Annotated in this window: 11 protein-coding genes; 6 read left to right on the forward strand and 5 right to left on the reverse strand. The window is 73.2% G+C overall.

Features of this window, described 5'->3' with window-relative positions; all coding sequences use genetic code 11:
• Positions 1–89 precede the first annotated feature (89 nt).
• Positions 90–461, forward strand: coding sequence for a VOC family protein (locus ADL05_RS16695; RefSeq protein WP_053617901.1), 372 nt, complete (start codon positions 90–92; stop codon positions 459–461).
• A gap of 95 nt (positions 462–556) precedes the next feature.
• Here ADL05_RS16695 and ADL05_RS16700 read toward each other — a convergent pair whose 3' ends face one another.
• Positions 557–2,305, reverse strand: coding sequence for a GAF domain-containing protein (locus tag ADL05_RS16700; protein ID WP_053618103.1), 1,749 nt, complete (start codon positions 2,303–2,305; stop codon positions 557–559).
• Between the two features lie 326 nt (positions 2,306–2,631).
• Here ADL05_RS16700 and ADL05_RS16705 point away from each other — a divergent pair, with 326 nt between their 5' ends.
• Together ADL05_RS16705 and ADL05_RS16710 are read left to right on the forward strand one after the other, a co-directional pair.
• Positions 2,632–3,507, forward strand: a complete 876-nt coding sequence (locus ADL05_RS16705; RefSeq protein ID WP_156365877.1) for a hypothetical protein — start codon at positions 2,632–2,634, stop codon at positions 3,505–3,507.
• A gap of 360 nt (positions 3,508–3,867) precedes the next feature.
• Positions 3,868–5,199, forward strand: coding sequence for a hypothetical protein (locus ADL05_RS16710; RefSeq protein WP_053617903.1), 1,332 nt, complete (start codon positions 3,868–3,870; stop codon positions 5,197–5,199).
• A 332-nt stretch (positions 5,200–5,531) separates the two neighbouring features.
• On the opposite strand, the gene ADL05_RS16715 is transcribed toward ADL05_RS16710, so the two are convergent.
• The 3 genes from ADL05_RS16715 to ADL05_RS16725 form a co-directional block, all read right to left on the reverse strand.
• The gene (locus tag ADL05_RS16715) at positions 5,532–7,064 is read right to left on the reverse strand and encodes an LCP family protein (protein ID WP_053617904.1); all 1,533 of its coding nucleotides are present in this window, start codon (positions 7,062–7,064) and stop codon (positions 5,532–5,534) included.
• A gap of 428 nt (positions 7,065–7,492) precedes the next feature.
• A complete protein-coding gene (locus ADL05_RS16720) occupies positions 7,493–8,170 on the reverse strand; it encodes a hypothetical protein (protein ID WP_053617905.1) in 678 nt (225 codons plus the stop codon).
• A gap of 333 nt (positions 8,171–8,503) precedes the next feature.
• A complete protein-coding gene (locus ADL05_RS16725; protein ID WP_053617906.1) occupies positions 8,504–9,691 on the reverse strand; it encodes an ROK family protein in 1,188 nt (395 codons plus the stop codon).
• Positions 9,692–9,912: 221 nt separating this feature from the next.
• Between ADL05_RS16725 and zwf the strand changes: the two genes are divergently transcribed.
• The 3 genes from zwf to eda all read left to right on the forward strand — a co-directional run bounded on the left by zwf (position 9,913) and on the right by eda (position 14,060).
• Complete coding sequence (gene zwf, locus ADL05_RS16730; protein WP_053617907.1) at positions 9,913–11,394, forward strand: glucose-6-phosphate dehydrogenase; 1,482 nt, start codon at positions 9,913–9,915, stop codon at positions 11,392–11,394.
• Positions 11,391–13,229, forward strand: a complete 1,839-nt coding sequence (gene edd / locus ADL05_RS16735) for a phosphogluconate dehydratase (protein ID WP_053617908.1) — start codon at positions 11,391–11,393, stop codon at positions 13,227–13,229. The genes zwf and edd overlap by 4 nt, the downstream gene beginning before the upstream one ends.
• A 192-nt stretch (positions 13,230–13,421) precedes the next feature.
• A complete protein-coding gene (gene eda, locus ADL05_RS16740; RefSeq protein ID WP_053617909.1) occupies positions 13,422–14,060 on the forward strand; it encodes a bifunctional 4-hydroxy-2-oxoglutarate aldolase/2-dehydro-3-deoxy-phosphogluconate aldolase in 639 nt (212 codons plus the stop codon).
• A gap of 245 nt (positions 14,061–14,305) precedes the next feature.
• Here the strand turns inward: eda and ADL05_RS16745 are convergent, their stop codons facing one another.
• Positions 14,306–15,031, reverse strand: a complete 726-nt coding sequence (locus tag ADL05_RS16745) for a class I SAM-dependent methyltransferase (RefSeq protein ID WP_053617910.1) — start codon at positions 15,029–15,031, stop codon at positions 14,306–14,308.
• Positions 15,032–15,147 lie beyond the last annotated feature (116 nt).

Raw genomic sequence — 15,147 nt, forward strand, 5'->3', positions numbered from 1 at the left:
GGGGCCCCCGCCCCCGCCCCGCCCCCGCCCACGCCCACGCCTCCCGCCCCGTCCCCAGCGCCGTCCGCGCCGAACGGTAGGGTCCCGCCATGACCGTGGGACACCTCGACCAATGGGTCGTGAACGCCGCCGACCCCTCCGCCCTCGCCCGCTTCTGGGCCTTCGTGCTCGGCGGTGAGGCGGTGACCCGGCCGGACGGCTGGGCGTTCGTGGAGGGCGATCCGAGCGTCGGACGCCCCCGGCTGTCCTTCCAACCCGATCCCGCGCCCAAGGACGGACGGAACCGGATCCACGGTGACGTGCGCGTCGACGACATCAGCGCGGCCACCGAGGCCGTCGTCGCGCGCGGCGCCGCGCGTGTGGGCGAGGTCGTGACCGACGAGCAGGGGTCCTTCCAGGTGCTGCGCGACCCCGAGGGCAACGAGTTCTGCGTCGTGGCCCCCACCGCGCGCCATCGGTGATCCGGCGGCGGTGATCCGCTGACACCCGCCCGCACTGCGGACCGGACGCGCCGCCGCGTCGGCCGTGGCCGGTCGTCCGGTGCCCCGCCCGTTCCTCAGAAGCTGTCCGGCGGCGGCACCGCGTCGTCGGGCACCGGAACCCGCCACACCAGGACCGTGCCCGCGACCTCGCCCCGGCGCGCGGTGAACCCGCCGCCCAGGGCCTGGGCGCGCTCGTCCAGGTTGCGCAGCCCGCTGCGGCGCCCGCCCTCGGCCAGCCCCACGCCGTTGTCGGTGATGGTCAGTGTCAGTGTGGTGGCGCGGCCGGTGATCGCCGTCTCCTCCACCGCCACCGACACGTGCACCTCCGTGGCGTCCGCGTGGCGGGCCACGTTGCTCAACCCCTCGCCGAGCACGGCGAGCAGCTGCTCCCCGATGTCGTCCGGGACCGACGCGTCGATCGGCCCGTCCAGGCTCACCCCCGGATGGCAGCCCAGGCTGTGGGCGGTGTTCTCGGCCAGCTCCAGGATGCGTCCGCGCAGCGACGTGTCCCGGCGGCTCGGCGGGTGCTGGAGCGCGAAGATCGTCGACCGGATCTCCCGGATCGTCCCGTCGAGCTCGTCGATGGTGCGCTGCACCCGCTCCTCCGCGTCGGGCGAGGTGATCAGCCGCACCGTGCTCATCAGCGTCATCGCCGAGGCGAACAACCGCTGGATGACGACGTCGTGCAGGTCCTTGGCGATGCGGTCGCGCTCCTCCAGGACCACGATCCGCTCGGTGTCGCGCCGGGCCTCCGCCAGCTCCAGCGCCACGCCGGCCTGGACGGAGAAGCCGTGCAGCATGCGGCGTATCGTGCCCGCGAACGGCGCCCGGTCGGACAGCTTCCCCAGCAGCAGCACGCCCCGGGTGTTGCCCGGCGTGCCCAGGGGCACCAGGAGTCCGGGACCGTAGCCGCGCTGCGTGAGCATCGGGCAGTCGGCGTTGCGCAGGTCCGCGATGCTCTCCGGCTCACCCGACTCGAACACGCGCCCGCAGGCGGTGCCGTGCAGCGGCACCGAGGTGCCCAGCACCTCCTGGGCGATGGGCCCGTCGGCGAACTCCGCGAACAGGTGGCCCCGGGCGCGGGAGTCGGGCAGCAGGATGATCGCGGTGTCGGCGCCGCCGATCTCGCGTGCCTGCCCCGCCATGTGGACCAGCACCTCCGCGGAGTCGGCGCCCGAGAGCAGCCGGGTGGTGATCTCGGTGGAGGCGGCCAGCCAGCGCTCGCGCAACCGGGCCTCCTCGTACAGGCGCGCGTTCTCGATCGCCACGCCCGCGGCGGTGGCCAGCGCGGTGACCACCGCTTCGTCCTCGCCGTCGAACTCCCCGCCGTTGGCCTTCTCCGTGAGATAGAGGTTGCCGAACACCTCGTCGCGGACCTGGATGGGAACGCCGAGAAAACTCGTCATCTGCGGATGGCCCTCGGGGAATCCGCGAAAGTCCGGATGCTCGCGCAGATCGGACAGGCGCAGGGCCGCGCGGGCGTGCAGGGGAACGCCCAGAACGCCCAACCCCTGGGGGAAGCGGTTGATGCGCTCGGACTGGATCCGGCTCATGCCGACGGGGATGAACTCGGCGAAGCCGCCGTCGTCGTCGATCACTCCCAGGCCGGCGTAGCGGGCACCGGTCAGCTGCGCCGCGGCCTCGGTCAGGCGGCGCAGCACGGTGGCCAGGTCCAGGTCACCGCCGATGGTCAGCACCGCCTGGAGGAGCGAGTGCACCCGGCCCTGGGCCGACAGGCCCGGGTCGAGGCGCGTGGGCATCTCGCCGAGCAGGTCGTCCAGGCCGGCCGGGATGGGTCGGTGGCTCTGGGGGATCTCTGTCATGGTGTCGGTCAACCTCCGCGGAGCCGCTCGGGCGGACTCTGTTGGCGAAGCGCGCTATTCCCTGCAATGGTCGAATTGTCGTCGGTTTTTTGCCGGTTTGCCACCTCGGACTGGACGGACTCGTGGTTCCTACTCCGCGGTAATTCCCTGGGTCGAGAGGTCACGCGGAGTAATTCATGCTAACGTCGCGATCAGCCGACGCACGAAGGGTGTCATCCCCTTCCGCGTCGAGACGGGTCCCAGTAGTGTGACCTACCGCGGCCCGCCCGACTCCCCACAGTCGGACCGACTTCTGCTGGACCACCCCCGTGCTGGAAGGAACCCCGGTGTCTGGAATCCACGGCTTGGCGAGCGCCCCCGGCGCCCGTTCCGCCGTGCTTTCCGTACCGGTCCGCCGGGCCCTGCTGCTCGTCGGCCTGGTCGCCGGGATCCTGGTGGCCGCCTGGTTGGCGGCAGCCGTTCCCGCCCAAGCGGGGGAGAACCCGGCGGCCGCGGCCAACGCCGCGGCGGACCGGTCCGAGCGGGGCGGCGGCACGGGCGGGTCCCAGGGACGCGCGCCCTCGGTGCCGCCCGGTCTCGACAAGCCGGTGGCCGACACCGTCTCGGCCGTCGCGGGACAGGCAGCGCGGCCCGCACAGGTCACGCAGAGTATCCCCGAGTCCACCCCGGCGGCGGTCGCCTCCCAGGCGTCGACGCGCGGGTCGGAGGTCTCCCGGGCCGTGCACGAGACCGTCGCCGACGTCTCCGAGGAGACCGTCGGACACGGTCGGGGCCACGGTTCGGGGCCCGGCCACGGTCGGCCGGACGACTCCGCGCCGGAGCCCGAGGCCGCCGGTGACGAGGACGCCGTCGAGCGTGAGGACGTGGCCGCCGACACGGTGGCCGCACCCGCCGAGGACGCCCCCGCGTTCCCCGACACCGTCGACGTCGCGGAGGAGAAGGCCGACGCGGACGAGTCCGCGGCCGACTCCGACGCCCCGGACGTCACCACCGACACCTCCGTCGTGTCGTCGCTGAACAGCGTCACGGGTTCGTCCTCCGGTTCCTCCGCACCGGCCACCGCCGTCGGCGGCCTGGTCGCGGACCACCCGTTCACCATCGGGGCATCGGCCCCGCAGCCCGGCCTGTCCCAGGCCGCGTGGCACGTCCTGCGCTCGGTTCCCGCCGAGGACGCCGACGAGCCCACCTTCTCGCCCGACTAGCACGGCGCCTCTCCCCGGTTCGGTCGCCTGAGCGACCTCTTCCTGGCACCCCTTCCCAGCCACGGGACGCCCATCTCGCGATGGACGACGATCCCGCCCCGCTCTGGGGATTGACGTGAGCCGCGCACTCTCAGCGGCGAGGCTCACGTCAGTCAGTGGTCGGCCAGACCAAGGACTGCGAAACCGACCGGGCCCCCGCTCCCACCAGGAACGACGGGACCCCGGACGGAGAGTTCGACCCACCGCGACCACCGGATTCCCCCCGGCCAAGGGGAACCGGGCCGCGGCACGGCGGGGCACGACACCCGTCCCGCCGTACACACCGTCATAGCGAGACCACGTACTTCCGGAAGGACTCCCATGTTCAACACCGCCCGCACCTCCGCCAGGGCCCTGCTGGTGGCCGCCAGCGCCGCGAGCTTCGTCGCTCTGGGCGCCGGGATCGCAGGGGCCGACGCGCTCGGTGGTGCCACGGACGGTCTCCCGCTCAACGACCTGGGCAGCCAGGTCCCCGCGCCGCTGACCGAGGGTGTCTCCACCCCGCTGGGCGACCTGGTCCAGGTCACCCCCGGGGAGGTCTCGGCGGCTCCGGAGATCGAGCACAACACGGCGCCCGTCGAGCGGGCCGCCGGTGAGGGGCTCTCCACCGACGCTCCGCTGGAGGTCGCCGAGGACAACGCGGCCGACCTCGGCCCGCTGGCCCTGGCCGAGACCCTGCCCCTGTCCGACGCGGCCGACACCGTCTCCTCCGTGGACCCGGCCGACGCCCCCGGCACCGTCACCGGCGCCGTGGAGGGCCGGGAACTGGGCGCGGACCCGGTCCCCGGGCTCCTGGGGGCCGCGGGCCCGGCCTCGCACTCGGACGTCGTTCCGCTGTCGAACGCCGCGGGCGACCCGATCTCCGGTCTGCTCGGTGGCGTGACCGGCGGGGACGTCCTCGGCGGTCTGGCGGGCGGCACCCCGCTCGGCGGTCTGGCGGGTGGTGACCCGCTCGGCGGCGTGACCGGCGGCCTGCCGGCCGAGACCCTGCCGATGAGCGGCCCGGTCGACGGCCAGCCGCTCGACGAGCTGAACGGAACCCTGGAGCCCGCCACGAGCGGCCAGGTGCCCAGCGAGCTGAACGGCACGCTGGAGTCCGCCACGAACGCCCAGCCGCTGCCCATGTCCGGTCCGGTCGAGGAGGCCGACGGCACGGTGTCCGAGGTCGGCGCGCTGGCCGAGTCCGGTGCCGAGCAGGTGGGCGGCGGGCTGGTCGGCCTGGACGAGACCGTCGCCATGGCCGGCACGGACCAGCCGATCGCCGTGGACGCGGGTGAGAACACCGACCTGACCGGCGGTGCGGGCGACCTGGTCACCGACCTGGTCCCGGCCGACGACGTCCTGCCCATGGCAGCGAGGGAACTGCCCGCGCTGCCCGAGACCGGTGGGGCCACCGACGCCGTGGGCGGCGTCGGCTCGCTCACCGGGGCGGCGGACACCGACGTGCTGCCGATGGCCGCGCCCGGTACCTCCACCGTCACGGACCTGGCCCCCGGTGCCGCGGGTGTGCCCGACACCTCCGCGGTGACGGACCTGCTGGGATCGAACGCCCTGGGCGGTGACGTGGCCGCCGTGAACGGCCTGCCCGAGGTGGGCGAGCCCACCGTCGACACCGGCCAGGTCACCGGCCTGCTGCCCGGCGGCCTGGTCTGACCGAAGGACCACCCCGAACGTGCGCCCGCCGGTCGTGGCGGGCGCACACGCCTCGGGTGGCGCGCGGAACCACGTCTTTCCGATGTGGCGCCGGTCGAACTGTGGGGGTTCCCGGCGCGTACCGGTCCGACGAAGAGTTCCCGCCACCTGAGGCACGCCGCGGCCCCGGACATCCGTCCGGGGCCGCGGTCCTTTGCGTCGGTCTCCGGAGGCGGTGCCGAACCCGCGGGTCCGTCCACCAGTTGGCACGGGCCCAGCGGTCATCAGGTGGCACAGGCCCAACGGCCCCCGGGGCCCCGCGGTGATGGCCCGCGAGGCCCCGTCGAACCCGTCTAGGGGTTCTCGGCCCCGTCCTCCGAACCGAAGCCGAGGCCGTCGGCGCACGGGTTGGAGGTGGCGTCGCGGCCGCCGCCGTTCAGGGAGTCCGTGGACTCCTCCTCGGAGCCCTCGCGGTCCTCCGCCGTGGCGGCCGGGTCCGCGGGGGTCGGTGATGCGTCCGGCTGCTCCTGCGGCACGCCCGCCTCGTCCGCGGGGAGCGGGGGCAGGGGACGGCCCTCGCGCACGGCGGAGAACAGCTCCTCGGACTGCTCCGGGTACCACATGACCCGGTTCGGGTCGTAGGGCGCCTGGTACCAGGGCACGGTGTGGAACTCGATGTCGGACAGGTCGACGTCCGTCAGCGTGACGGCCACGCGCAGCATCTTGTCGAGGGTGAGTTCCTGGTCGGTGGCGCTGTGCCGGGCGACCGCCTCCAGCACCCCGTTGAGCCTGGTCGGGCTGGTGAGGACGTCGTTGCTGCTCACCTGGTCGGCCAGGGCGCCGAGGAACATCTGCTGCCGGTCGATGCGGCCGATGTCGCCGCCGTCGCCGATCTCGTAGCGCGCCCGCACGAAGGACAGCGCCTGGTCGCCGTCGAGTACCTGTTCGCCCGCGTCGATGTCCAGGTGGGAGCGGCGGTCGCGCATGGGTTCGGGGATGCACATCCGCACGCCGCCGATGGCGTCCACGACGTCACGGAAGCTCATGAAGCTCAGGTGCACGAAGTGGTCGACGCGGATGTCGGTGAGGCTCTCGATCGTCCGCACGACGCACGGCGGACCGCCGTGGTACATCGCCGCGTTGATCATGCCGAAGTAGCCGGAGGTGCCCTCGGTCTGGGCGTAGGCGTCGCACTGGGGGAGCTGTACGAGCGAGTCGCGGGGGAAGCTGATCACCGACACCCGGTTGTCGGGGGAGATGTGCGCGAGCATGATCGAGTCCGAGCGCTCGCCCTCGAACTCCCGCTGGTAGGCGGTGCTGCCCTCCTCGTAGCCGTCGGATCCGATGAAGAGGATGTTGACGGCGTCGCTGAGGCGCTCGGGGCGGTCCTCCTCGTCCAGTACGGACTCCAGGTCGTGCTGGACCATGCCCGAGCGCAGCGAGTGGTAGTAGCCGTAGGCGGTGGCGACCCCGGCGGCCAGGACCAGGACGAGGCCCGCGGCGGCCCACAGGACGATCCGGCGCACGCGCCGGCGCCGGGGGACGCCCGCCGCTCCGGTGCGTTCGGCGGCGGGAGCGGTCTCGGAGGGGTCGTCCTCGGACCCCGGGTCGGCGGGGGGATCCGGCTCGGGCTCGGTCCCGTTCTCGGACCGGGCTTCCGTGGCGGCTCCGTCTCCGGACCCGGATTCCGCGTCGGTCCCGGTCGCGGGGGTGGCCTGCGTGCCGGGGGCCGGAGCCGTGTCGGCGGTGTCCTCCGGTGCGGGGCCGGACCCGGTCCGGCCGTCGGCCTTCTCCTCCCCGCTCACGGAGTCGGACCCGTCGTCGGTCGGTGCGTCCGGAAGGTGGTCCTCGCCGTGGTCGGGCGGAAAGTTCTCGTCAGCGGGCATAGCGCAATCTCGATCAGGGCGGACGGCGGGGCGTGCCGAGGGCCGGACACCAGGGGAACGCGCGCGTCCGGATCGGGGGAGGCCGGAGGGCGCGAGGGGTACGCACGGGGAAGGCCACGCGCGACGAGGGGGCCGACCGCGGAAACGGCGGGGGCACGGGGGACCTCGACAGCGGAGATGGCGGGATCCGGCTGATGGCTCCGGAATCCCCGCGTGGCAGCGATCCTAGGTGAAGTTCCGTCGGTGTGCGCGTGCGTGTTGTCCGCGCACGCGTGTCCTGACCGCATTGCGCCGCACAAATCCTCGGTCGGTCGTCGTCCGTGGACGCTTCCTGCCCCGATTCTCTCAGCGGACCGGTCGGAAACACGTGTGACCCGCCGTGCGGGGACACGACGGGTCACTGCCGAGCACGGAGCCGGTCGCCGGGATCAGTCGTCCCAGAACCCGCTCGGCTTCTCGTCCTCGTCTGCGGTCGCGGTGTCGGTGCCCGTGCGTCCGCCCTTGGCCGCGGGCTTGGCGGCGGTCTTCGTGGCGCTCTTGGTGGACTTGCGCGCGGGGGCGGGCGTCGCCTTGGCGGGCGTGTGCCGGGGGCGGGAGGTGACGGCGCTCTTGGTGATGGGCGGGTTGGGCTGAGGCGCCTCACCGGCGCGGATGCTCAGCGCCTCCTCCTCGATGCTCAGCATCTTGCGGATCTGCGCGGGCGTCTCCGGCAGCCGCTCGGAGCGCAGGTGGGCTCCCAGGACCTCCAGGGCGTGGTCGCACAGCACCTGCCGGGCGCGTTCGGCCTTGATGCCGCCGAGCTCCTCGACCTCCGGGAGCGTGCGCTCGCGCAGCAGCCGGATGGTGTCGCGGAGCCGGTCGCGCGTCTTGCGGTCGGTCATCGACATGACCGTCAGTTCCGCCTCGGCGAGGAAGCTCTCCCTGGAGTCGTCCGCGTCGCGCTCCGCGATGAACGCGCTGGTCAGGCTGCGGGCCGAGGACCGCGAGGAGGCACGGATGTCGCCGCGTCGGATGATCCGGGCCTGGACGGCGGTCACGACCACGCTGGTGACGAGGCTGATGCCGGCGCCCAGCAGGATCAGCAGTATCGGGTTCTCTGTGAGCACGGGGGGGACCTTTCCGGGCGGGGGTCCGCACGGGGTGCGGTCACGGGGGTGACGGGTGTGTGCGGGGGTCGGGAACGGTGCTGGTGGACTATTCGCCACCAAGGGGGTGGTTGTCAAGTGTCATGACGAAACCGACGCTCGTCGTGAACGGCGTCCATGCAGGTCCGGGAGGGGCTCGCGCGCCGAAGGCGTCGGTTGGGGTGGGCGATGGCGGCGACGGGTGGGCGGAGGAGGGACCGGGTCCTCCGTAGAAAGCGTGCCCGGGGCGGCGGGGGTGGCAAACCTCCTGTCCACAGGCTGTGGACGGATCCGCGCCCCCGCCGGCGTCCGGGCTCAGCCGGACAGGAGCTTGTTGACCGCCTCGGGGGACAGGATCTCCTCGGTCACCAGCGTCGCGCAGCCGCGCACGCCCGCCTCGTCCCACAGGCTGCTGGGCACGACGCGCAGTTGGCGGGTGGCCAGCGCCGTGCACTGCTGGAAGACCACCTCGCGCACCCCCGCGACCAGGTGGTCGTAGGCCTCGGACAGGTCCCCGCCCAGCACGATCACCTCGGGGTTGAGCAGGTTGACCGCCCCGGCGAGCGCCTCGCCGAGGCGTCGGCCCGCCTCGCGGATCAGCGTGACCGCGACCGCGTCGCCCTCACCCGCCAGGGCCACCAGGTCCTTGAGCCCGGCGGCCGGCCGCCCCTGCTCGGCGGCGCGCTCCAGGAGCCGCCGACCCCCGGCCACCGCCTCCAGGCAGTCGGTGTTGCCGCACCGGCACGGCAGGCCGCCGCCCCCGCGCACCGGGATGTGACCGAGTTCGCCGGCCGCGCCCAGCGCGCCCCTGAGCAGGTGCCCGCCGGAGAGCAGTCCGGCGCCGATGCCCGTCGAGACCTTGACGAACACCATGTCGTCCGGGTGTCCGTGGCCTCCGGCGACGTGTTCGCCGAGCGCCATCACGTTCACGTCGTTGTCCACCAGGACCGGCACGGGGAAGCGCTCGGCGATCAGCGGGGCCAGGGCGACGCCCGCCCACTTGCCCAGGAACGGGCGGTCCTCGGCGCGCCCCGCGTGGAACTCGACGGTGCCGGGCAGGCCGATCCCCACCCCGCGCACGTCGGCGGGGTTCCGGCCCAGGGCCGCGATCTGTTCGGACCAGGTGTCCAGCAGCCAGGGGACCGTGGCGTCGGGCCCCTGTTCCATGTCGGGTGAACCCGGCGCGCGGACCAGGACCGCGCCGTTGAGGTCGCACACGGCGGCCTGGCTGCGCGCCATGCCCAGAGCGCTGGTGAGGACCAGCCCGCTCTCGGCGTTGAACTCCAGCAGGGTCGGCGGACGGCCGCCGCTGGATACCGCGCCGGTGCGCTCCACGACCAGGCCGCTGTTGATCAGCTCGGTGACGCGCAGGGCGACGGACGGGCGGGAGAGCCCGGTCGCGCGTCCGATCTCCGACCGGCTCGTCGCGGTGCCGGTGCGGACCATCTCCAGGATGTGGCCGCTGGTCGCCGAGGAGGACAGGCGTCCCGGGGTTCTAGCCATGTCTCATTGAACCATTTCACCCGCGTTGCGGTGGGAAAGCTGGGAGGTTATGTAAAGAAGTGTTCTGAAGTGTGCTTGGTTTTTTACCATAGTCGGCCTTAGGCTCAAAAGAGGCCAAGGGGGCCGAACCGGTGGTTCGCCTCTCACCTGCCACACGTCACCGTGGCGGTCGGCGTCGCACCCCCTCCCTCCCCGTCCGCATCCCCGCAGGAGAAGCCGAGATGTCGCAGCAGTCCGTGTCCCGTCCCACCGATCTGGTGGTCTTCGGGGGTACCGGAGACCTGTCCATGCGTAAACTCCTCCCCTCCCTCTACCTCCTGGACCGCGACGGGCACCTGGACGGCAGGACGCGCGTCGTCGCGGTCTCCCGTGACGGCCTCACCGACGCCGACCTGCGTGACAAGGCGGCCTCGGCGGTCCGCGGCCACCAGGCCGTGCAGGTGACCGAGCCCGACGTGCTCAGCCGGTTCCTGGATCGCCTCTCCCACATCACCGTGGACGTCGGGGGCGACACCTCCGGCTGGGCGGACCTCGCGGCGGCCCTGTCGCCCGACCGCGACCGCGTCTTCTACCTCGCCGTCCCCCCGATGATCTCCGGCGGCATCTGCCGGGGCCTGCGCGACGCCGGACTCGTCACCCCCGAGTCGCGCGTGGTCATGGAGAAGCCGCTGGGCCGCGACCTGGCCTCCTCGCAGGCGGTCAACGACGAGGTCGGCGCCATCTTCACCGAGCGGCAGATCTACCGGATCGACCACTACCTGGGGAAGGAGACGGTCCAGAACCTGCTCGTACTGCGGTTCGCCAACGTCTTCCTCGAACCCCTGTGGAACTCCCGCTGGATCGACCACGTCCAGATCACCGCCGCCGAGACCGTCGGCGTGGGCGGGCGCCGCGGCTACTACGACGGCTCCGGCGCGATGCGGGACATGGTCCAGAACCACCTGCTGCAGCTGCTCTGCCTCACCGCCATGGAACCCCCCGCCAGCTACGACCGCGAGTCAGTGCGCGACGAGAAGCTCAAGGTCCTGCAGTCCCTGCGCCCCCTCACCGGCGAGCGCGTCATCGAGGACACCGTCCGCGGCCAGTACGGCGGCGGCGTCGTCCAGGGCACCGAGGTCTCCGGCTACCTCGACGAGCCCGGCGGCTCCCCGTCGAGCACCACGGAGACCTTCGTCGCCCTGCGCGCCGAGGTCGCCAACTGGCGCTGGGCGGGCGTGCCGTTCTACCTGCGCACCGGCAAGCGCCTGGGGCACTCCCGCTCCGAGATCGTCATCCGCTTCCGCGAGGTCCCGCACACCATCTTCCCCGGCACGAACAGCCTCCCCGGCGCGGGCAGCCTCGTCATCAGCCTCCAGCCGGACGAGGGCATCCACCTGACCATGCTGGCCAAGACCCCCGGCGCGGGAGCGCTGCGGCTGCGGCCGGTCCCCCTGGAACTCAGCTTCGCCGACACCTTCGCCACCCGCTCTCCCGAGGCCTACGAGCGGCTGCTGATGGACGTGTTGGCGGGGGACTCCACCCTGTTCATGCGGCGTGACGAGGTCGAAGCCGCCTGGCGCTGGGTGGATCCCATCATCGAGGCCTGGAACGGCCTGAGCACCACTCCCGAGACCTACCCAGCCGGAAGCGCCGGCCCCGCGGGCGCCCACCGGCTCATCGGCCGCACCGGCCGGACGTGGCACGAAGAGGAGCAGCACCGATGACCGCGAACACCCCCGACGCCGGATACGGCCCCGCCGTCCACCCCGTCGTCGCCGACGTCACCCGACGCCTGGCCGAGCGCAGTGCCGCCACCCGCTCCGCCTACCTGGAACGGATCGCCGCCGCCGCGAGCGAGGGCCCCGCGCGCGGCTCCCTCGGCTGCGCCAACCTCGCCCACGGGTTCGCCGCCTGCGGGGTCTCCGACAAGCTCGCGCTGGCGGGCGACGTGACCCCCAACCTGGCGATCGTCTCCTCCTACAACGACATGCTGTCCGCGCACCAGCCGCTGAAGACCTACCCCGAGACCATCAAGGCCGCGGTGTCCGAGGCCGGCGGCGTCGCCCAGTTCGCCGGCGGCGTGCCCGCCATGTGCGACGGCATCACCCAGGGACGCGCGGGCATGGAGCTCTCGCTGTTCAGCCGCGACGTGATCGCCATGGCCACCGCCGTGGCCCTCTCCCACGACATGTTCGACGGCGCCCTCATGCTGGGCGTGTGCGACAAGATCGTGCCCGGCCTGCTCATCGGCGCGCTGTCCTTCGGGCACCTGCCGGTGGCCTTCGTGCCCGCCGGACCGATGCCCTCCGGCCTGCCCAACAAGGACAAGGCCCGGGTGCGCCAGCAGTTCGCCGAGGGCAAGGTGGGGCGGCGCGAGCTGCTCCAGGCCGAGTCCGCCGCCTACCACTCGCCGGGCACCTGCACGTTCTACGGCACCGCCAACTCCAACCAGATGCTCATGGAGGTCATGGGCCTGCACCTGCCGGGCGCCAGCTTCGAGCAGCCGGGCACCCCGCTGCGCGAGGCCTTCACCGCCGAGGCCGGGCGCCGCGTCCTCGGACACACCGCGCTGGGACAGCACCACACCCCGATCGGTGAGCAGGTCGACGAGCGCGCGATCGTCAACGCCGTCGTCGCTCTGCTGGCCACCGGCGGCTCCACCAACCACACCCTGCACCTGGTGGCCATGGCCGCCGCCGCCGGGATCGAGCTGACCTGGGACGACTTCGCGAGCCTGTCCGCGGTCGTGCCGCTGCTCACCCGCATGTACCCCAACGGCGCCGCGGACGTGAACCAGTTCCACGAGGCCGGCGGCATGGCGTACCTGATCGGCTCCCTGCTGGACGCCGGCCTGCTCCACGAGGACGTGCGCACCCTGATGGGGCCGGGCCTGTCGCGGTACCGGCTGGCCCCGCGCCTGGACGGCGGCACGCTGTCCTGGGTGGACGAGGTCAAGGAGAGCGGCGACACCAGCGTGCTGCGCGGCGTCGAGGACCCCTTCGCCCACGACGGCGGTCTGCGCATGCTCTCGGGCAACCTGGGCCGCGCGGTCATCAAGGTCTCGGCCGTGGCCCCCGACCGGCACGTCGTGGAGGCCCCGGCCAGGGTGTTCGGCGACCAGGCCGAACTCCAGACCGCCTTCTCCGCGGGGGAGCTGACCGGTGACTTCGTCGCCGTCGTGCGGTTCCAGGGCCCGCAGGCCAACGGCATGCCCGAACTGCACAAGCTCACCCCGCCGCTGGCGGTGCTCCAGGACCGCGGCCAGAAGGTCGCCCTGGTGACCGACGGGCGCATGTCCGGCGCCTCCGGCAAGGTGCCCGCCGCCATCCACGTCTCCCCGGAGGCGAAGGCGGGCGGTCCGCTGGCGTTCGTGCGCGACGGCGACCTCATCCGGCTGGACGCCACCACCGGCACACTGGAGGTGCTGGCCGACCTCAGCGGACGCGAACCCGCCCAGGCGACCGCAGACTCCGGTACCGGTACCGGGCGCGAGCTGTTCGCGGCCATGCGCGGATCGGTCGGCCCCGCGGAGAAGGGCGCCGGAGTCTTCCACCTCTGACCGCCCGGCCCCGCCCGTGGCCCGTGCGGCGCTGGGCGGGGGCGGGGCCGCCCGTCTCGACCGGGGCGCTCCGCGCCCAGCCCGCCCGCCGCCCGCCATCGCCCATGGGGGCGCTGGGCGGGGGGATGGGCTTCCACCCTCAACTGAGGCGCTTCGCGCCCAGTCGCCTGCCGAACGAATCCTGGAGAGCACATGACGACGACGCCCCGCTCTGGAGCCGACATCCTGGACCTCGCCCCGGTCATGCCGGTGGTCGTGGTCTCCGACGCCGAGACGGCGGTGCCGCTGGCCCGAGCGCTCGTGGCGGGCGGGCTGCCCGGCATCGAGGTGACCCTGCGGACCCCGGCCGCGCTGGAGGCGATCGAGCGGATCGTCGCCGAGGTGCCCGAGGCCGTCGTGGGCGCGGGCACCGTGGCCACGCCCGACCAGGCCCGGGCGGCGGCGCAGGCGGGCGCCCGCTTCCTCGTCAGCCCCGGCTGCACCGCCGACCTGGCCCAGGGGATGGCCGACACCGGGCTGCCCTTCCTGCCGGGTGTGGGCACGGTGTCCGAGGCCCTGGCGCTGATGGAGCGCGGGATCACCGCGATGAAGTTCTTCCCGGCCGAGGCGGCGGGCGGGGTGCCGTTCCTGAAGTCGCTGGGCGGCCCCCTTCCGCAGGTGCGGTTCTGCCCGACCGGCGGTATCACGGCCGCGTCCGCGCCCACCTACCTGGCGCTGCCCAACGTCGGCTGTGTCGGCGGCAGCTGGCTCACCCCGGCCGACCTCGTGTCGGCGGGAGCGTGGGACAAGGTCGAGGCGCTGGCCCGCGAGGCCGCCGCCCTGCGCGGCTGAGGCGCGACAGAACCCGAACGGCCGTGCGCTACCAGGAGGAGGCGCACGGCCGTTCGGGTGTCCCGGGCGTTCGCGGCGTGCGGCAGGCCGTCACCACGGCCGCTCCCGCGCCCCTGCCTAAGGTCCGCGGTCCAGGTCGAGATCGAGGTCGTCGTCGGCCGGTGACCCGAGGAACGTCGGGCCAGCGGGTCGGCCATCGCGGGCGCCCGTGCGGGTACAGGGGCGGGGGCCCGAGGACGTCGTCCTCAGCGGGCGGGGCGCTCGGTCTGGTGCACCGGCATGCGGAAGAAGATCATCGGGTTGTCGGTGCTCGTACGGACCGGCTCGCCCAGGCCCAGCTCCTCCCGCAGCTCCATGAGCGCGGTGTAGGGGGCGGGCGCCTTCCTGCGGGAGACCGTGAGGAAGTCCGTGCCGGTCCGGCGCAGCCACGACAGCACCACGGCGCCCTCGGTCAGCGGCAGGGCCCGCTTGCCGTGGAACACGTCGTGGACGCTCACCGGTGTTCCTGGCGCCACGCGCGGGAACAGCTCGGCCAGGTACCACTTCGCGAAGCGGCCGTTGTGCGCGGCGTCCACGAACAGGTAGTCGATCCCCTCGGGGACCTCGGCCATGTTCTGGCGCACGTCGCCCTTGTGGAACTCCCAGCGGCCCAGCGCCAGCTCGTCGGGCACGTTCGCCACGACGTTGTCCACGATGTCGAAGGAGTGCAGCGTCCCCCGGCCGTTGTCGCGCAGCGCGGACAGGATCCACGTGGTCGACCAGCCGTGGAAGGTGCCCAGCTCCATCACCGTCTCCGGGCACCGATCGCGCAGGAGGAGGTAGGTGATCTCCGCCTCCAGGTCGTCCAACTGGGGGGTCATCCGGCCGCGGGTGCGCCGGAGGAACTCCCGCTGGGCGTCCCGGACCTCGGCCAGCGGATCGCGGTACCGGCGGTACAGGTCACCGATCAGTGACAGGTCGAGGTCCTGCATACCGTCCCCTCCCGGGATACGCGGCGCGGTCGCGCGCCGACACGGAGCCGACGCGTGGTTCACCCTATCGCCGGGCGCGGCGCCCGACGTGTTCCCACGGCGCGAGTCCCGTCCGC

It is taken from the genome of Nocardiopsis sp. NRRL B-16309, assembly GCF_001279585.1.
Classification (GTDB): Bacteria; Actinomycetota; Actinomycetes; order Streptosporangiales; family Streptosporangiaceae; genus Nocardiopsis.